This is a genomic window from Streptomyces sp. NPDC048604 (genome assembly GCF_043199435.1).
Lineage (GTDB): Bacteria > Actinomycetota > Actinomycetes > Streptomycetales > Streptomycetaceae > Streptomyces.
Genome location: NZ_JBICVX010000001.1, coordinates 169858 through 189155, shown reverse-complemented (window position 1 = coordinate 189155; position 19298 = coordinate 169858). Strand labels below are relative to the sequence as shown.

Genomic DNA, 19298 nt, shown 5'->3' with positions numbered 1-19298 from the left:
CTGACGACAACAGGAAGCACACCATGACCTGGACGACCCTCCACCACCGCGTCGACGACGGCATCCTCACCGTCACCCTCGACCGGCCCGGACACCTCAACGCGTTCACGCCCACGATGGCCGCGGAGCTCGAGCAGACGTTCACCGAGGTCAACGAGGACGACGACGTACGCGCCGTCATCGTGACCGGCGCAGGAAAGGCCTTCTGCGCAGGCATGGACCTCAGCTCGGAGGGCAACGTCTTCGGCCTCGACGAGTCACGCACCCCCACGCTGGCCGACATGGCCGATCTGGACAGCCCCGACATCCGCCGGGTTCGGGACACCGGAGGCAGGGTCACGCTGGCGATCCACGGATGCCGGAAGCCCGTGATCGCCGCGATCAACGGTCCCGCCGTGGGCATCGGGGCCACCATGACACTCGCGATGGACGCGCGGCTGATGTCGACGACGGCACGTTTCGGTCTGGTCTTCGCCCGGCTCGGCATCACGCCCGAGGCCGCATCCACCTGGTTCCTGCCTCGCCTGGTCGGCCTGCCGAAGGCCCTGGACCTGCTGTACTCCGCGGAGATCCTCGACGCCGAAGCGGCCGCCACCGCCGGCCTCGCCCAAGAGGTTCACGCCCCGGACCAGTTGTACGCGCAGGCACGAGCGCTGGCAGACCGCTGGACGCTGGGCCGCTCGCGCGTCGCGACCGCCCTCACCCGGCAGATGACGGTCCGCAACGCGACCCTCGAACACCCGGAGGACGCACACCGCGTGGAGTCCCTCGCGATGTTCTACAGCAGCGTCGGAGACGGGCGCGAGGGCGTGACCGCCTTCCGGGAGAAGCGCTCCCCGAGCTTCTCGCAGCCTGCCTCCAAGATGCCGCCGTTCTACGACGACTGGCTTGATACGCCCGTGTCCTGAGAACCGGCCTGACGCGCCGCCGGACGAGGTCACCACGGACGATTCCGAGGGACGAACGAACTCGCTTCGGAGTCGAGATCAATCGCGGCCGTGACGGCCGAAGCATGGAACGGAGAACGCTCGTGATTGTCGGAGTCCTCAAGGAAGCGCGGGCAGGTGAGAGTCGAGCGTCGGCGACACCGGCCACGATCGAACAGATCCGCAAACTGGGGTACGACGTGGTCGTCGACCCGGGTGCGGGCGTCGCCGCCGGCTTCACCGACAGCGCCTACGAGGCCGCCGGTGCGACCGTCGGCGACGCGACGGCCGCGGACGTGGTGCTGGGCGTCAACGCCCCGACGCCGTCCCAGCTGGACCGGATCCGGCCGGAGGCGACGGTGATCGCGCTGTTCGCCCCGGCCTTCGACCCGGCGATGGTCGAGGACCTGGGCCGGAGGCCGTTCACGGCGCTGTCGATGGACGCCGTGCCGCGGATCAGCCGCGCGCAGTCGATGGACGTCCTGTCGTCCATGGCGAACATCGCCGGCTACCGGGCCGTCATCGAAGCCGCGCACGAGTTCGGGCGGTTCTTCACCGGCCAGGTGACGGCGGCGGGCAAGGTGCCCCCGGCGAAGGTCCTCGTCGCGGGCGCCGGCGTCGCCGGGCTGGCGGCGATCGGCGCGTCGGGATCGCTCGGCGCGATCGTACGGGCGACCGACCCCCGACCGGAGGTGGCCGACCAGGTCCGCTCCCTGGGCGGCGAATACCTGTCGATCGCGTCCCCCGAGGTCGAGGTCTCCAAGACGGGCTACGCCAAGGAGATGGGCGACGACTACAAGGCGCGCGAGGTGGAGCTGTACGCCGCCCAGTGCCGTGAGGTCGACATCGTCGTCACCACCGCTCTGATCCCGGGTCGTCCCGCGCCGACGCTCATCACCGCGGAGATGGTGGCGAGCATGAAGCCGGGTTCGGTGATCGTCGACATGGCCGCCGCCAACGGCGGCAACGTCGTCGGCACCGTGAAGGGCGAGAAGACCGTCACGGCCAACGGCGTGACGATCATCGGGTACACCGATCTGGCGGGCCGCCTCTCGGCGCAGGCCTCGCAGTTGTACGGCACGAACCTGGTGAACCTGCTGAAGCTGATGACGCCGGACAAGGACGGCTCTCTGGTCCTTGACTGGGAGGACCCGGTACAGCGCTCGATCACCGTCGTACGCAAGGGCGAGTCGGCCTGGCCGCCCCCGCCGGTGCAGGTCTCGGCGGCTCCCGCCGCCGCCCCTGCCGCGGCCGTGGCGCAGCCGGCGCCGAAGAAGCAGCCGAGGTCGGCGAAGCAGAGGTTCGGCGCCGTGGCCCTCGGTGCCCTGGCGCTGTTCCTCACCGCCGGGTTCGCCCCCGCGGCGCTGCTCCCGCACGTGACGGTCTTCGTGCTCGCGATCGTGATCGGCTACTACGTGATCGGCCACGTCCACCACGCGCTGCACACACCGCTGATGTCGGTGACGAACGCGATCTCCGGGATCATCGTCGTCGGCGCGCTGCTGCAGATCGGGCACACGAGCACCGCAGTCACGGTGCTGTCGGTCGTCGCGATCCTCCTGGCCAGTATCAACGTCTTCGGCGGCTTCGCGGTGACGCGTCGCATGCTCGCCATGTTCAACCGGAGCTGACATGTCTGCGACCCTTGCCGCCCAGGCGGCCTACCTTGTCGCCGCGCTGCTGTTCATCCTCGCGCTGGCAGGTCTCTCCAAGCACGAGACGGCCCGGCTCGGCAACGCGTTCGGCATGCTCGGCATGGGCGTCGCGCTCGTCGCGACGGTCGTGCTCGCGGTCGACGGCGACGTCAGCACCGCCGGCCTCGCCCTGATGGGCCTCGCGATGCTGATCGGCGCGATGATCGGCCTCCAGCGGGCCCGCGGCGTCGAGATGACCGGCATGCCCGAACTGATCGCGCTGCTGCACTCCTTCGTCGGTCTGGCCGCCGTACTGGTCAGCTGGAACGGCTACCTCGACGTCGAGCACCGGCCCGACGGCGAGGAGGCCCGCGCCCTGGACGCGCTCGGCACCCTTGGCATCCACCACGCCGAGGTGTTCATCGGCCTGTTCATCGGAGCGGTGACCTTCACCGGCTCCATCGTCGCCTACCTCAAACTCTCCGCGAAGATCGACTCCAAGCCGCTGATGCTGCCGGGCAAGAACATCCTGAACCTCGGCGCGCTGGGCCTGTTCGTCGCCCTGACCGCGTGGTTCGTGATCACACCGGAGCTGTGGCTGCTGATCACCGTGACCTTCCTTGCGCTGGCCCTGGGCTGGCACCTGGTGGCCTCGATCGGCGGCGGCGACATGCCTGTCGTGGTCTCTATGCTCAACAGCTACTCCGGCTGGGCCGCGGCCGCCTCCGGCTTCCTCCTCGGCAACGACCTGCTGATCATCACCGGCGCCCTCGTCGGCTCCTCCGGCGCCTACCTGTCCTACATCATGTGCAAGGCCATGAACCGCTCGTTCCTCTCCGTGATCGCCGGCGGCTTCGGCATCGAGGCGCCGTCCGGCTCCGACGTCGACTACGGAGAGCACGCGGAGATCACCCCGGAGGGCACGGCCGAGCTGCTGGCGTCGGCCCGGTCGGTGGTCATCACGCCCGGCTACGGCATGGCCGTGGCCCAGGCGCAGTACCCGGTCGCGGAGCTCACCTCGAAGCTGCGCGCCAAGGGGGTCGACGTCCGGTTCGGCATCCACCCGGTCGCCGGCCGCCTGCCCGGCCACATGAACGTCCTGCTCGCCGAGGCCAAGGTGCCGTACGACATCGTCCTCGAGATGGACGAGATCAACGAGGACTTCGCGAAGACCGACGTCGTCCTCGTCATCGGCGCCAACGACACCGTCAACCCGGCCGGCGCCGAAGACCCCTCCAGCCCCCTCGCCGGAATGCCCGTCCTCACCGTCTGGGAGGCCGGCAAGGTCATCGTCTTCAAGCGTTCGATGGCCTCGGGCTACGCGGGCGTCCAGAACCCGCTCTTCTTCAAGGAGAACACCTCGATGCTCTTCGGCGACGCGAAGGCCAGGGTCGAGGACATCGTCGGCGCCCTCTGACCCAACACGATGTCGAGAGCGTCGCCGTGACACCCCCGCCGACCGCCCTCCGCCTGGAGGGCGGTCCACCTCGCACAGGCCGTGTGCTGTCGGCGTCGGCCAGTTCGCGGTCGCGGCCGCAAGATCGGCAGAGGGAATCCGATTTCGAATCGATTTCACATTGAAGGTTTCGCGTACATGCAGACCCGTCGCGATCCTGGAGACGCCGCATCCGACCCCGTTCGGTCGGCGACCCCGCCCCACCCACAGGCGCCGGGCTTACCGCCCCCAGGCCCGCTGCCGCCCGGACAGGCGGGCGGCCGGGTCCTTGGATACGTTTCCCTCATGGAGAAGGACGACGTCTCCGCCTTCCTCGGCCGCCTGGCGCACGATCTGAGACCGCGCTCGGACCAGTGGGCCGGTCTCCTGATGGAGCAGATGCGCGGTGAGCTTCCCGAGCTGTGGCAGCGCGCGGACCTGGCCCAGCGCGCCCTGAGCGAAACGGCCGACCACATCGCCGCCTTCCTCGACGCCCTGGAGCACGGCCGCGATGTCACCGAGGCCCAGGCCCCTCCCGCCGCTCTGGAACTCGCCCGCGGTTTCGCCGAAGCCGGCGTACCGCTCAGTAAGCTGCTCCGCACCTACCGCCTCGGGCACGTCGGCCTGCTCCAGCTGCTCCAGGACGAGGTCACCCGGTCCACCGACGACCAGCGGCTGGCGAACGCCGCGAACCTCCGGCTGATCAAGACCGGATTCGCGTACGTCGACCAGAGCTCGGAGCAGGTGGTCGCGACCTATCAGGAGGTGCGCGACCGGCGGGTGCAGCGCAGGCTGATGATCACCAACGAGGCGAGCAGGCGGATCGGGACCACCCTGGACACCGTCCGCACCGCCGAGGAGCTGGCGGAGGTCGGCACTGACGGATTCGCCGACCTCGCCACCGTCGACCTCCTCGACTCCGTCCTCCAGGACGGGGAGCAACTCCCCCCGGCGGATGCGCCGGTGCTACGGCGCGTCGCCCAGCGGTCCGTCCTGGACGGCTGCCCCGACTCCCCCGTCGCCACGGACGAACGGCACGTCCACGCGCCGGATTCGGTACCGGCGGAGGTGCTGGCCACCGGGCGACCCGTGCTGCTGCCTGTCACGTCCTCGGAGGCCCCGCCGTGGCTCGCGTCCCCGGGTCCGCCCCGTTTCGGCTACCACTCGGTCCTGCTGCTGCCCTTGTACGCACGCGGAACCACCCTGGGCCTGGCGCAGTTCATCCGCCATCGCACCCCCACCCCGTTCGACGACGACGACCTCCTCCTGGCGCAGGACATCGCCGCGAGAGCCGCCCTGTACATCGACAACGCCCGCCGGTACACCCACGAGCGCACCACCGCACTCGCGCTCCAGCGCAGCCTGCTGCCCCAGCGTCCGGTGGAGCAGTCCGCCGTCGAGACCGCCGCCCGCTATCTCCCCAGCGGCTCACGGGCAGGTGTGGGCGGTGACTGGTACGACGTGATCCCGCTGTCCGGCGGCCGCGTCGCCCTCGTCGTGGGCGACGTCGTCGGCCGCGGACTGCATGCCGCGGCCACCATGGGCCGCCTGCGCACCGCCGTCCGGGCCTTCGCCGACATCGACCTGATGCCCGACGAACTGCTCACCCACCTGGACGACGTGGTCATCCGCCTCCAGAGGGAGGAGTCCCGCGAGGACGGGGAGATCAGCGCGACCTGCCTGTACGCGGTCTATGACCCCGCCACCCGCCTCTGCTCCCTCGCCAGCGCCGGGCACGTACCCCCGGCTGTGGCGACGTCTGCGGCCGACACGGAAACGACCGGCGCCGCCCCGGCAGAAGCTCAGAAGGCCGGGACGACGCCGGCCGACCTCCCGGCCCTGCCCATCGGCCCACCGCTGGGACTCGGCGGCCTCCCGTTCGAGACCGCCCAGTGGGAACTGCCCGAGGGCAGCCTGTTGGCCCTGTACACCGACGGCCTCGTCCAAAGCCGCACCCGCGATCTGGACGCGTCGCTGACGCTGCTCAGCGACAGCCTCGCACGGGCGTCGCAGTCCTCGCCCGCACCGGACGAGGTATGCGAAGAGCTGCTGGCCACGATGCTCCCGGCACACCCTTCCGACGATGTGGCCCTCCTGGTCGTTCGTACCAGGGCACTCGATCCCGGCCATGTCGCCACACTCGACCTCCCGTCCGACCCCGCTGCGGTCTCCGGAGCCCGTCGCTTCACCGCCGACACACTGGGCTCGTGGGGTCTCGACGAGCTGTCCTTCACGACGGAACTCATCGTCAGTGAACTGGTGACCAACGCGATCCGCTACGGCAAGCCCCCCGTCCACCTGCGGCTCGTCCTCGACTCGGCCCTGACCTGCGAAGTGTTCGACGCCAACAGCACCGCGCCGCACATGCGCCGCGCGCGGACCTTCGACGAGGGCGGCCGCGGACTGCTGCTCGTCGCCCAGTGCGCCGAGCGCTGGGGCACGCGGCACGGCCGCGAGGGCAAGACCATCTGGGCCGAACAGGCGCTTCCGTAGGCCGTTCCACCCTGCCTGGCCGCGGGTATCGAGTCGACCTCATCCACAACAAGACCTTGACGGCACATGACTCACGACTAAACTCGAATTCGATTCGAGAATGAATCTCGCACCGTCGGCCCTCCCGGCCGTCCGCGAATCGAGGCTCGCCGCACATCCCGGCGACGACAGCAGAACGGAGCGGGTCATGACCCACTGTTACGGCGTTGTGGTGCTCACGACGGGAGTCGTCGCATGACGGCACGGCGAGTCGTGTTCATCGGCGCCGCGGGCGAGATGTGCAAGGTGGCCATCGAGCGCTTCGCACGGGCGGGGGGCGACTTCGACCTCACCCTCTGCGACATCAGGCCCGAACTGCTTCAGCCACTGGTGAAGCGGCTCCCGGCAGGCCGGGTCAAGGTCAGGCGGCTCGACCTCTACGACCGCGACGCCCTCCTCGACGTGGTCGACGGCGCCGCCCTCGTCGTCCTGGGTGCGGGACCCTACATCCGCACCTCCGAGCCCGTGATCACGGCCTGCATCGAGCCGAAGGTGCCGTACCTCGACTTCGACGACGACGTCGAGAGCACCCAGCACGCCCTGAGCCTCACCGACAAGGCCCAGGAGGCGGGCATCCCGCTCTACATCGGCTGCGGCGCCTCACCTGGCATGAGCAATGTGCTGGCCGTGGACGCCGCGAGCGAGTTGGACACGGTCGACGACATAGAGATGTTCTGGACCGTGGGCGACGAGCGACCCCACGTGGGCCGGGCCGTGATCCAGCACCTCATGCACATCGCCGCCGGCGATTGCCTGACGTGGGAGAACGGCGGGCCGGTCACCCACCAGTCGTACGTCGAGACCGGATCGGCGCCGATGGGCGGCGGCCTGGGCGAGACCCTGCTGTACGAGACGGCCCACCCGGAGCCCGTCACCATGCCCCGCCGTTTTCCCGGGGCACAGCGCATCCGCTGCCTCGGCGGCATGGACCCGGCACCGGTCAACGGCCTGGTCAAGGGCCTCGGCCAGGCCATCGAGTCGGGCCGGATGACCTCCGACGAGGCGGTCGATTTCATGATGGCGATCGTCAAGAGCCGCTTCGGCACTCCCGCGGGCTGGCGCCACGCCCTCGGCGGCATGATCACGCAGGTCCGGAGTGGCGAGAGCGGAGCGGGAGAGCTGCTCAAGTTCCTCGGGGCCTCGGCCGTCCGTCGTCGCTACACCTGGCGAGGCGGCCTGCTGGCCCGCGTGAGCGGTACCCGCGACGGGCGCCGGGCCGTAGCCGTCCGTCGTACGCCGGTCAGCGGGCCGGGGGCGTACCTCGTCGCCAGCATGGCGACGGTGACGGGCACCGCCTGCGCGGCGTTCATGGTGCTGGCGCTCGACGAGGCCGGCAAGCGCGCCGGTTCGTTCGCCCCGGAGGACTGGGCCGAGCCCGAGGCCTTCTACAACGCCCTGGAGCGTGTGGGCACCCCGCGCTACGAGATCGTCGAGTCGCTGCGCTAGGGACGTTTCCCGACTCGACCCTGACCAGGGCACCGCCGTGCCCGCGTACTCGAGTGGTCCGGGTACGGCGATGCCCTGGTCGCCACCGCCCCCGCCAGGCGGGCGTGCACGACGCCTGCCCCCAGCGAACCGGAACGTGCCGTCGCCCGGGGCCCGTTCCGTACTCTGCACCCACACGAAGGAGTTCGGCCTTGCTCAGCACCGGATACACGGAGACGCGGTACAGCGGCGGAGTCACCGTGATGGTCGGCGCGGAGCGAGGCGCCTACCCCTACGCCAACTCGGTCCTCGTACGCGGCACCGCCGAGACGTTGGTCATCGACCCGTCGCTGTCCCTCGTCGGAGCGGCACCACCCGCCGACGCGGTCCTCGTGAGCCATGCTCACGAGGATCACGTCGCGGCTCTGGGCGAATACGAGACACCGGTCCACGTGCATGTACAGGACCTGGCAGCGGTGCGATCCCTCGCGGTCATGGTCGAAGGCTACGGCCTCCCTCCGGAGGCCGCCGAGCACACCGACCTGATGCTGCGCGACCGCTTCCACCTCCAAGACCGCCCCGAGGCAGCGGGTTTCGAGGACGGCACGGTCTTCGACCTCGGCGGTCGCACGGTGACCGTCGTGCACCTGCCCGGCCACACGGCGGGCCATTGCGGTTTCCTGATCGAGCCGGACGGCTTCCTCTTCGTGGCGGACATCGACCTGACGTCGTTCGGCCCCTACTACGGAGACGTCGGCAGCAGCCTCACCGACTTCGAGGCGTCCATGCGCCGCTGCCGGGATGTCGACGCCCGGTGGTACGGAACGGCCCACCAGAAGGGTGTCATCGAGGGCGCGGCCGCGTTCTCCGAGCGCCTCGACGCGTTCGCCGGCGTGATGGCGACGCGCGACGAGACCCTCCTGGCGTTCCTCTCGGAACCTCGGACCGTCGACGAGATCGCCCGCCGTCGGCTGGTGTACCGCCCGCACGTCGAGGGTTCCCACGTGATGCCGGTGGAGCGCCGGACGGCGGTGCAGCACTTGGACCGTCTGACCGGCGCGGGGCGGGTCGCCGAGGTCGAACCGGGACGGTTCCGCGCCACGTAGCGCGCACGGTCCGGGTGTACCGGAGTCGCCGACTCCGGTAATCTCAGTAATCTCGAAATAGATTCGAGTTTCAGTAATTCAACATCGAAGCACAGGTACAGGGAGTCGCGAGTCATGGCCGCAGCGCAGCACAGTGACGAGGAGACCTGCGACGTCGTGGTCATCGGCGCGGGAATGTCGGGCCTGATGGCGGCCACGACCCTCGCGGACAAGGTCGACGTCGTGGTGGTCGAGGCCGAGGACCGGCCGGGTGGACGGGTCGAGACGGTCCGGAAGGGCGAGTATTGGATCAACGTCGGCACCCAGTTCACGGAGGGGACCGGGCCGTTGATCGACGCTCTCGACCGGCACGGCATCGAGATGGGGTCCTTGGCCGACACGGGCGTGGCGCTCGTCCTCAACGGTGCGATGGTCGACGCGTCCGACGTGCTCGCCCTCATGTTCCGCACCCGCATGAGCTTCATGGACCGGGTCGGCATGGCCGTGGTCGGTGCCCGCATCCTCTCCGCGGTCCCGTTCCTGGAGTCGGACGGCCGCTTGGCGAGGAGGGTACGGGCCAGGCTCGACAGGCGTCCCGCGTCGGACCTCCTGCGCGGCGTCCGCTCCGAGCTGACCCGGGCCGTGGTCCGGTCCTGGTCGGGGCAGTGGATGGGGTGTGAGCCGGAGGAGACGGCGGCGACGCAGCTCGTGGCATCGATCGGAATCGCCCTGACGGACCCGGCGAAGGTGCCGAACTTCGCCCTGCCGGTGGGAGGCAATCAGACCTTGACCGACGTCCTGGCCGCAGACCTCGGTGAGCGTCTTCGGCTGGGGTCGACCGTCCGGTCCGTGGAGAGGAGCGGAGACGGAGTCGTCGTGAACCACGTCGTCGCGGGCCGCCCGGCGCGGATACGCGCCAAACGCGCCATCGTGACGGTTCCCGGCGACATCGCCTCGCGGATCCTTCCCGACCTTCCCCAGAGACACCGTGAAGCCTTCGACGACATCCGCTACGGGCGGTACGTGATCGTCGGCTTCTTCACCGAGGAGGAGGGTCCTCAGCCCTGGGACGGGCTCCTCGGCGTGTCCACTCCGCAGCTGTCTTTCCAGGCGGTGTTCAACCACGCCGCCGCGCTGCGCAAGAACGGCCAGAGGAAGCCGGGCGGCGCGCTGGCGTGCTTCGCCGGTGGCGCCTCGGCCGACGCCCTCTTCAAGCTCTCCGACGAAGAGATCGTCGCTCGGTTCTCCGAGGACCTGCTCACGGTCTACCCCCAGCTCGAAGGGAAGCTCGGGGAGGGGATCGTACGACGTCACCAGCGTGTGGTGCCGTTCTGGGCACCCCGAGGGCGCGAGTCGTTGCCGACGCTGCGCGCCCCCCTCGGACCGATCCATCTCGCCGGCGACTACCAGCTCGACATGCCGTCGCTCGCCGACGCGGCCACGTCGGGCGAGAATGCGGCGAAGGCGGTTCTGTCGAGCCTGGGCCACTGATCCTTGGCCCTGGGTGGGCCCCCACGACGGCTCGTCCCGTGGCGTCGTGGGGGGGCGGAGCGGCGGGTGCACCCGCCCGGAGGACCGACTCCGGGGTCCCGACGTCCAAGCCGAGTGCGGCGGACACGGAGTGTCCGGGACGGCGCTCTCCCCCTCACTGTGAGGATGGCACCGTCGGACCGGAAACCGCCCCGCCCTTCCCTGTCGTCTCACCCGCTCCCGCTCTGCGAGTCGCCGTGATCGCTCTCCTCGTCCTCCTGTCCCTGCTGTTCCTGTGGACCGTCGTGTCCGACCGGCTGGCGCGGTGGAGCATCACCGCCCCGATCACCTTCGCCCTGGCCGGGATCCTCCTCAGCGGTCAGGACCACCCGGTCGTACCGCTCGACATGGACACCCACATCTTCCAGCGGGCCATCGAACTCGTCCTCGCGGTCATGCTCTTCACGGACGCCACCGAAGCACGTGACTACGCCCGGCTGCGCGGCCCCGTCGGAGAGGGAAGGCTCCTGGGGATCGCCCTGCCGGCCTCTGTCGTGCTTGCCACCTTGGCGGGCGCCCTGGTCTTCCCCGGAACGAGCTGGTGGCTCCTCGCCGTGGCGGCCCTCGTCGTCATGCCCATGGACCTCGCACCGGTCCTGATGATCCTGCGCGACGAGCGGGTGCCTCTACGAGTGCGGGCCGCGCTCAATATCGAGGGCGGCTTCAACGACGGTCTGATCTCCCCGCTCTTCGTCTTCTGCGTCGCCAACCTGGTCTCCGCCGAGGGCGACACCTTCGGCGACCTCCTCCTCAACGCCCTCAAGGGCGCGGTGTACGCCACGGTCGTCGGCAGCGTCCTCGGGTACCTGGCCTCCGTGGCGGTGCGCCGGGCGCCCATCACACATGATGATCTGTCAGGCAGTCTTCCGTTCGTGCGTCAAACGTGCGTCACGTGCGTGTAGGGGTGGGGGCAACGGGGGACTTCGCGCAGTCGCAATCCCTGAAGAAGGAACCCATGCCGCGGGCGAGCTGTCGGGCCATCGATGAACCGTCCGTTCCAGCCCAAGGACCACGCTCAGGCGCCGCATCGCAGGTCGAAGGCCAGCAAGCGGGGACACCATGCGGACGCATGCTGACCGTTTGCTGACCTGAGGGGGGCACATGATGCCCCTGACCTGCGGCAACGCCAAATAGTCAGATCTTGGACTTGAACATGGTACGAAGCATGCGAATACTCCCGAAATGTCAGCTCCCTGCCTGCTTCCCGCAGGTCAAGGGCGGTCTTCGGAGCGTACAACGACTCGCTTGTCCGGTCAGCAGCCCCAGATGTCGCAGAGCTCACGCTGACCAATGACTGACTTTTCCGACGCACCATCAGGCCAGGTCGGACCATCCTGAACGTTCCTTCGAGCGAGCCTCGGCTGTCTGTCCGCGGGGTCCCGGCTGGAGATCGGGGACGTGGCAACGCGACCGCGGATGGAAGCGACGCCTACGAGGTCGAGCTGACCGAGGACGAGGACGACGGGTTCGCCGGCTGGTGCGACTGCCCGTACGGGCGGGAGAACAATTTCTGCAAGCACGGTGTGGCGGTGGGCCTGGCTGTCCTGGGGCAGGCCGAATCCGTGCCTCGACAGCAGTCGGCAGCCGCGTCGCGTACCCGGCTGCTGGATGCCCGGCTGGAGTTCCGTACCCGCGAGGAATTGCTCGCCCTGGTACGGGAACAGCTCGCAGGCGACTGTAACCTGCGCCGGCACCTCGAGCTGCGTGCGGCCCCGCCGGGGAGGACACCGGCATTACCCGGGAGCGCATCCTGAGCCTCCTCGACACCCGCCTTTTCGCCCGCTACGGCTACGTCGAGTACGCCGACGCCCGCGCATACGGGCAGCAGGCGGCGAAGGCGGTCACCACCCTGCGGGCGCTGACGGCGAGCGGCCGGGCCGCCGACGCTGTGGAGGTGGCCCGCGAGGCCCTGCGGGCCTTGGAGCGGACGTACGGGGAGATCGTCGCGCGGGCCGGCCACCCGGCTGATGCGGTCACCGTCCGCCGTGACCTGCGGCGGCCCGCCGGCCGCGTACCAGCAGCGGCCAAGACACACCAGACTCGACGCCTCCTCAACGGGCGCGGCGGACGCGGGCGAGGACCAGAACCGCGTCGTCGGCCGGCTGGGCGGGAAGCAGGCTCGCGAGGATGCGGTCCGCGGTTGCTTCCAACGGGCCTGGGGGCCTGCCCAGTTCGGCGCGCAATGCCTTCAGGCCGACCTCGAGGTCCGCGCCTCGTGTCTCGATGAGGCCGTCGGTATACAGGGCGAGACTCGCGTTCCCGGGGAGTTCGATCTCGATCGTCCGGAAAGGACAGCCGCCGACGCCGAGAGGGATTCCCAGGACGTCGTCGATGGTCTCCACCGTGCCGTCCGGCCGGAGTACCAGGGGCGGGGGGTGGCCGGCGCTGGCGATCCGGGCTCCTCCACTCTTCGGGTCGTAGACGATGTACAGGCACGTCGCCAGCTCGATGCCGGCCTCCTGGGCGCATGCGTCGAGCTCGGTGAGGAGGTCGACGGGCTCGCTGTCGTGCCTGGCCAGAGCCTTGGTGGTGATACGAAGGCGGCCCATGGCTGCGGCGGCCGACACACCGTGCCCCATCACGTCGCCCACCACCAGAGCGACTCGGCCGTCGGACAGGCTGATCACGTCGTACCAGTCTCCGCCGACCTCGGTGATCCGACTGCCCGGTACGTACCGGTGGGCCACGTCCACGTACGGGCTGGTCGCCAACGCGCTGGGCAACAACGCCCGCTGCAGGGTGAGGGCGATCTCCTCGACGCGGCTGTACAGACGGGCGTTGTCCAGGCAGATCGCAGCCCGTGAGGCGAGCTCACCGGCCAGGCTGACATCGTCCACGGTGAAGGCCCGCCGGCCCGTGGACCGGCCGAACATGGCGATTCCCTGGACCGTACCCCTGGCGATGAGCGGGGCAACGAGGACGCAGGCCAACCCGCTCTCGGCGAAGAGCCGTGAGCGTGACTCGATGAGGACGGTCCGGGCCAGGAACTCCTCGTTCACCACGGCGGAGATGGCGCGACCGGTCCTCAGCATGTCGTGGATGACGGAGCCGGGCGGATACCGCACCGTCTCCACCCCGCTCACGAGTTCGGTGGCCGGAGGGGGCAGGATCGTCCCGGAGGCGATCCTGCGGGTGAACAGCGGTCGCGCCGGGTCAAAGTCCTCTACCTCGTCCATCCACTCCACGACTTCGACCACGGCGCCGTCGCAGAAGTCCGGCATTGAAGCGTCGACCAGCTCCTGGGCCGTGACGTTCACGTCCAGCGTCGTCCCGATGCGAGTGGAGGCCCCGTCCAGCAGAGCCAGCCGTCGACGGCTGGCGGCGGCTTCCAGGATGGCCTGTTCCCGGTCGGTCACGTCCAGCATCAGCCCGCCCACCCCGGGGCGCGAGCCGACCGCCTGGCTCAGGGGGAAGAAACTCACCGACCGCACCTGATCACGGTCCGGATGCCCCCGCGGACGCATGCCCACCAGGGTCCCCACGACCGGTGCTCCGCCCAGGGCGACGCCGCGGAGCATGCGCTGGTACTCGCCACCGTCGGACATGATCATGATTTCGTCCATGCGCCGCCCGAGGTGGGCCTCGATCGGCAGACCGTCCATGTCGGCGAGCGCCTGGTTGAGGTGGACGTACCGGAGGTCCTGGTCGAGCATGACCAGACCGATGGGGCAAGTCTCGAAGAGGGCGTCGAGGAAGGCGAGGTTGGTCTTGACCCGATCGAGCTCGTCACTACGGCTCGCCAGGACCATCACCACCGAAGGTCCGCCGGATCCGGTCACGGAGAAGGCCCGGAAGCCGCAGTCGAAGACGGTGCGGTCACGATGCCGGACCGGCAGCCGCCCCCTCCAGTAACCCTGGGTCCGGCCTCGCTCGGTCAGCCGGGAGCACGGATCGGGGGCGCCCTGGGGCCCGTCGGCGAAGAGAACGGCGCCGGGCTTCGACAGGACGGCGGTGGCATCATATCCGAAGAGGTCCCGCGCGCCGGGCCCCCAGTAACACACGAGGTCCCCGTCATCGAGGCCGAAGACGGCCACGGGCACGTGCTCCAGCAGCGTCCCCGGCTCGGACCAGAACGGGCCGTGGGTCTCCTCGCCCCCCGGCCGAGCCGATGGCACGAGATGTCCCCTTCCACTCGCCGTTCCATCCATTATCCGGACACCACAGGCATTCCGCGGCGCGAAGTGCGCCGTGGCGAGGACCGAGCCGAGAGAAACGCCCCCGGCCGCCGGTGGCTGGCTCAGCGCAGCAGGGCGGAAACGGCGGCCGGCACGTCGTAGCGCTCGTCCCGCCCACCCCCTCCACTTCCCTGAACCAGCATCACTTCCTGCACGGCGTGTGGGCGTGGGGGATCCACATCAGCGCGGCGGCGGCCCGGATCCCGCCCGCGCCCCCCACGCGCCGCGCAACGCCACACCGTCGCTCTGCGGAGGGGGACCCGGATCGCCGGCTCAGCGACCGTCGCTCCCCGCTGCCGACGGCCCATAGAGGTTAGAAAATAAAGTATGAGCGACCTACTTGGACGCGTCCGACGTCGGCTGCTCGGCTCGACCACGAGCTCTTCCTCTCCCCCTCGGCGTCCCCGCTCAGAAAGCCACCAGGAGCGTCAGGAGCACCCCCAGCCCCCCAAGGGAAGGGCGCGGCGGCCGCAGCGTCTGTCCTCCCTTCTGAGCGTGCGCAGCGTGGCCGGCGAGGTGTTCCTCCTGCAGCTGGCCGTCGTGGTGCTGCTCGTCGCCGCCGCGGTGGTGGCGCTCGTGGTGCAAGCCCGGAGCGCCGGCATGGAGGACGCCCGGCACCGTACGCTCGCCGCAGCCGGAACGTTCGCGGAATCTCCGGGAATCGTCGCGGCCCTGCGCAGCCCCCATCCGACCGCAGTGCTACAGCCGAGCGCCGAGGCGGCCCGGAAGATCGCCGGGGTCGACGGCATCAACGTGTACACGCTCTCCGGGGTCACCCTCGCCCACAGCGACCCGCGGCAGATCGGGAAGCACGTCGTCGGCCCCTTCTCCAAGGCGGCGGCCGGCCAGTCCTTCACCGAGACCTTCGAAGGGTCCCTGGGGCAGTCCGTGGTCTCCGTGGTCCCCGTCAAGGACTCCGACGACCGCGTCATCGCCATCGTGTCCTCCCCGGTCACGGTCCAGAACGTGCAGAGCATGGTGAACCGGCAGCTGCCGGTCGTCCTCGGCAGCGCAGCCGCGGTGCTCGCCCTGTCCGCGGGCGGAACCGCCCTGGTGAGCCGTCGGCTGCTGCGCCGGACCCATGGCCTGGGACCGGCCGAGATGACGAGGATGTACGAGCACCACGACGCGGTGCTGCACGCGGTGCGAGAGGGCGTGCTGATCGTCGGCGGCGGCGGACGGCTGCTGCTGGCCAATGACGAGGCGCGGCGGCTGCTGCGTCTGCCCGTGGATGCGGAAGGCCTCCCCGTCACGGACCTGGGTCTGGAGGAGGAGATCGCCGAGCCGATCGCATCGGGCCGTTCCGCGACCGACGAGCTGCACATGGCAGCCGACCGGCTGCTGTCGGTGAACATCCGGCCCACCGCCCCCTACGGGCAGGCCGGGACCGTCGTCACGCTGCGGGACACCACCGAGCTGCGGGCGCTCTCCGGCAGGGCCGAGGTGGCCCGCGAGCGGCTGAAGTTGCTCTACGACGCGGGGGTGCGGGTGGGAACAACGCTGAACGTCGAGCGCACTGCGGAGGAACTGGCGGAGGTGGCGGTCCCGCGGTTCGCCGACGTGGTCACGGTCGACCTGCTCGACCCGGTGCTGCGCGGCGAGGAACCGACCGAGCCGAGCACCGAGATGCGCCGCACCGCCGCCGTCGGCCTTCAGGGCGACCACCCGCTCTACCCCGTCGGCAGGCTGATCCGGTTCGTTCCCACCAGCCCCATGGCGGCTGGGCTGGCCGACGGCCGTGCGGTCCTGGAGGCGGACCTGCGCACCACCCACCGCTGGCGGACCCAGGACCCGGCCAACGCCCTGCGGATCCTGGACCGCGGCATCCACTCCTTGATCGCCGTGCCCCTGCGGGCCCGGGGCGTGGTGCTGGGGATGGCCGGCTACTGGCGGGGGCAGGACTCCCCGCCGTTCGACGAGGAGGACGTGTCCTTCGCCGAGGAGCTGACCGCCCGGGCGGCACTGGCCGTCGACAATGCCCGCCGCTACACCCGCGAGCACACCATGGCCGTCACCCTGCAGCGCAGCCTGCTGCCCCGGGGCGTACCGGAGCAGTCCGCCGTCGAGGTCGCGCACCGCTATCTGGCTGCCCAGGCCGGTGTGGGTGGTGACTGGTTCGATGTCATCCCGCTGCCCGGCACCCGGGTGGCCCTGGTGGTCGGCGACGTCGTCGGCCACGGTCTCCACGCAGCCGCGACCATGGGCCGCCTGCGCACCGCCGTGTACAACTTCTCCACCCTCGACCTGCCTCCGGACGAACTCCTGAGCCACCTGGACGAGCTGGTCGCCCACATCGACACCGACGAGCAGGAGTGGCAGGGGATCACCGGAGCCACCTGCCTGTGCGCCATCTACGATCCCGTCTCGGGGCAGGTAACGGCCGCCACCGCCGGGCATCCGGGCCCCGCTCTGGTTCACCCCGACGGAACCGTGTCCTTCCCCGAGGTGCCCGTCTCCCCGCCGCTGGGCCTGGGCGAGGGCCTGCCCATGGAGACCATGACGGTCACCCTGCCCGAAAGCTCCCGGCTGGCACTCTTCACCGACGGGCTGATCGAGAGCCGCGACCGCGATCCGGACGCGGGCCTGGCAGCGCTGCGCGCCGCCCTGGCCGGGCCCGCCCGCACCCCGGAGGAAACCTGCACCGCGGTGATCGACGCGATGCTGCCCACCAGGCCCAGCGACGACGTCGCGCTGCTGGTCGCCCGCACCCGCCGACTGGACCCCGCGCGGATCGCCGAGTGGGACGTGCGCCCCGACCCTGCGGCGGTATCCCCAGTGCGCAGCGCCTGCGCCCGCCGACTGGCGGAGTGGGGCCTGGAGGAGATCGCCTTTACCACGGAACTCATCCTCAGCGAACTGATAACCAACGCCATCCGCTACGGCACCGAGCCCATCCGGGTGAGGCTGCTGTACGACCGCAGCCTGATCTGCGAGGTCTCCGACGGGTCCAGCACCTCCCCGCACCTGCGCCGGGCCGAGGCCACCGACGAGGGCGGTCGCGGCCTGTTCCTCGTCGCGCAGTTCGCCGAGCGCTGGGGCACCCGCTACACCGCCCGCGGCAAGATCATCTGGAGCGAGCAGGCCCTCCACGACGGGGCCGCACCGCCCGCGATGGATCTCGGGGAGGCGCTCCTGGCCGGGTGGGACGACGAGGGGCTCTGAGAACGCGCCGGTACGGCAGCCGCAGGGAAGGCAGCGGACACCACCGTCTGGGACTGCGCCGCCGAGGCCGCCGAACGTACGCTGGCCTCGATCAGTACGCGACCGCCCGTTATGGAGCCTTTGTGCCCGCACCTCGTCTCCGGACAGCCTTCGTCGCCGCCTGCCTGGTCCTCGCGGCGCCCCTCGGCGCCTGCGGCGACAAGCCCACCACCGCGCCCAAAGCACCCGCGGTGGCCACCTCCGCCGCGGACGCCGGCGGCGTGGCAGCACTGACCACAGCGGCGAAGAAAGAGGGCTCGCTCAACACGATCGCGCTCCCGAGCGACTGGGCCAACTACGGCGCAGTGATCGACGGCTTCGAGAAGAAGTACGGGATCAAGGTCACGGTGGAGAACCCGGAAGGTACCAGCCAGGACGAGATCAACGCCCTGAAGGAGCACAGGGGCGGAGGCCGCGCCCCCGATGTGATCGACGTGGGGGGCTCGTTCGCGCACTCCGCGGCACGGCGGGGCCTGCTCGCTCCGTACAAGGTCGCCGCGTACGACGAGATCCCCAAGGAACAGAAGGACGACCGGGCCCGCTGGTACAACAACTACGGCGGTTACATCTCGATCGGCTGTGACGCCAAGCGCGTCAAGACCTGCCCCGCGACCTTCGCCGACCTGCGCAAGCCCGAGTACAAAGGCAAGGTCGCGCTCAACGGCGACCCCACCAACTCCGGCTCCGCCTTCGCCGGGGTCTACGCGGCGGCCCTGGCGAACGGGGGTTCCTTCGACGACATCCAGCCCGGCATCGACTTCTTCGCCGAGCTCAGCAAGAACGGCAACTTCATCCCGGTCGAATCCACCCCGGCCACGATCGCGAAGGGCCAGACCCCGATCAGTATCGACTGGGACTTCCTCAACCTCGGATACGCCGACGCATTCCGCGAGAATGGCACGGACGTCGACTGGCGGACCGCCATCCCCTTCGACGGCAGCTTCGCTCAGTACTACGCGAACGGGGTGAACAAAGACGCTCCGCACCCCGCGGCGGCACGTCTGTGGCAGGAGTACGTCTTCAGCCCGGAGGGCCAGAACCTCCGGCTCGGCGCCTATGCACGCCCCGTCCTCATGGACGCCATGGAGAAGGACGGCACCCTCGACAAGGCCGCCGCCGAGAAACTGCCGACGGTCGAGGGCACGCCGACGTTTCCGACGGAGGTGCAGAGTGAGAAGGCAAGAGAGACCGTCAACCGCGGCTGGGCCGAGGCCGTCTCGAACTGAGGGCCAAGGGCGCTCCTGACCAGGCGTGCACCCGCCGGTCCGGGCCTCGCACCGGTGGCCACGGCACTCACGGCCGCTGTCCGGCCCAACTACAGGCCATGCTCACCGTTTGACGATCAGATCGAGGAG

General features: G+C 70.0%; 12 protein-coding genes. 10 read left to right on the top strand and 2 right to left on the bottom strand.

All coding sequences use genetic code 11. The features are described 5' to 3' along the window. The first annotated feature begins 23 nt into the window (after window positions 1–23). From ACGFMM_RS00755 to ACGFMM_RS00720, 8 genes are all read left to right on the top strand, one after another. Window positions 24–908: a crotonase/enoyl-CoA hydratase family protein gene (locus tag ACGFMM_RS00755; protein ID WP_393641817.1), complete on the top strand. Its 885-nt coding sequence runs from the start codon at window positions 24–26 to the stop codon at window positions 906–908. Window positions 909–1030: 122 nt separating this feature from the next. Further along, on the top strand, window positions 1031–2557 hold the full coding sequence (locus ACGFMM_RS00750; RefSeq protein WP_393641815.1) for a Re/Si-specific NAD(P)(+) transhydrogenase subunit alpha: 1527 nt from the start codon (window positions 1031–1033) through the stop codon (window positions 2555–2557). A gap of 1 nt (window position 2558) precedes the next feature. Then, window positions 2559–3977: a Re/Si-specific NAD(P)(+) transhydrogenase subunit beta gene (pntB, locus tag ACGFMM_RS00745; RefSeq protein ID WP_393641813.1), complete on the top strand. Its 1419-nt coding sequence runs from the start codon at window positions 2559–2561 to the stop codon at window positions 3975–3977. A gap of 324 nt (window positions 3978–4301) precedes the next feature. Beyond that, window positions 4302–6488: a SpoIIE family protein phosphatase gene (locus tag ACGFMM_RS00740; RefSeq protein WP_393641811.1), complete on the top strand. Its 2187-nt coding sequence runs from the start codon at window positions 4302–4304 to the stop codon at window positions 6486–6488. Between the two features lie 234 nt (window positions 6489–6722). Then, on the top strand, window positions 6723–7973 hold the full coding sequence (locus tag ACGFMM_RS00735; protein WP_393641810.1) for a saccharopine dehydrogenase family protein: 1251 nt from the start codon (window positions 6723–6725) through the stop codon (window positions 7971–7973). Window positions 7974–8164: 191 nt separating this feature from the next. Further along, window positions 8165–9058, top strand: coding sequence for an MBL fold metallo-hydrolase (locus ACGFMM_RS00730; protein ID WP_393641808.1), 894 nt, complete (start codon window positions 8165–8167; stop codon window positions 9056–9058). A 114-nt stretch (window positions 9059–9172) separates the two neighbouring features. Further along, complete coding sequence (locus tag ACGFMM_RS00725) at window positions 9173–10528, top strand: flavin monoamine oxidase family protein (protein ID WP_393641806.1); 1356 nt, start codon at window positions 9173–9175, stop codon at window positions 10526–10528. Between the two features lie 236 nt (window positions 10529–10764). After that, a complete protein-coding gene (locus ACGFMM_RS00720; RefSeq protein WP_393641804.1) occupies window positions 10765–11469 on the top strand; it encodes a hypothetical protein in 705 nt (234 codons plus the stop codon). 886 nt (window positions 11470–12355) lie between these two features. Here ACGFMM_RS00720 and ACGFMM_RS00715 read toward each other — a convergent pair. Together ACGFMM_RS00715 and ACGFMM_RS00710 are read right to left on the bottom strand one after the other, a co-directional pair. Then, complete coding sequence (locus ACGFMM_RS00715; RefSeq protein WP_393641802.1) at window positions 12356–12544, bottom strand: hypothetical protein; 189 nt, start codon at window positions 12542–12544, stop codon at window positions 12356–12358. 74 nt (window positions 12545–12618) lie between these two features. Beyond that, a complete protein-coding gene (locus ACGFMM_RS00710; RefSeq protein WP_393641800.1) occupies window positions 12619–14682 on the bottom strand; it encodes a SpoIIE family protein phosphatase in 2064 nt (687 codons plus the stop codon). Window positions 14683–15237: 555 nt separating this feature from the next. Between ACGFMM_RS00710 and ACGFMM_RS00705 the strand changes: the two genes are divergently transcribed. Further along, a complete protein-coding gene (locus ACGFMM_RS00705; RefSeq protein ID WP_393641799.1) occupies window positions 15238–17904 on the top strand; it encodes a SpoIIE family protein phosphatase in 2667 nt (888 codons plus the stop codon). Between the two features lie 122 nt (window positions 17905–18026). Beyond that, window positions 18027–19169 carry an ABC transporter substrate-binding protein gene (locus tag ACGFMM_RS00700; protein WP_393641797.1) on the top strand — a complete coding sequence of 381 codons (1143 nt, stop codon included), beginning with the start codon at window positions 18027–18029 and terminating at the stop codon, window positions 19167–19169. The last annotated feature ends 129 nt before the right edge of the window (window positions 19170–19298 follow it).

What these genes read in the sequence shown, in the direction of transcription:
- ACGFMM_RS00755 (WP_393641817.1), top strand. Translation starts at nt 24, where the DNA reads ATGACCTGGACGACCCTCCACCACCGCGTCGACGACGGCATCCTCACC.
- pntB (WP_393641813.1), top strand. Translation starts at nt 2,559, where the DNA reads ATGTCTGCGACCCTTGCCGCCCAGGCGGCCTACCTTGTCGCCGCGCTG.
- ACGFMM_RS00740 (WP_393641811.1), top strand. Translation starts at nt 4,302, where the DNA reads ATGGAGAAGGACGACGTCTCCGCCTTCCTCGGCCGCCTGGCGCACGAT.
- ACGFMM_RS00735 (WP_393641810.1), top strand. Translation starts at nt 6,723, where the DNA reads ATGACGGCACGGCGAGTCGTGTTCATCGGCGCCGCGGGCGAGATGTGC.
- ACGFMM_RS00725 (WP_393641806.1), top strand. Translation starts at nt 9,173, where the DNA reads ATGGCCGCAGCGCAGCACAGTGACGAGGAGACCTGCGACGTCGTGGTC.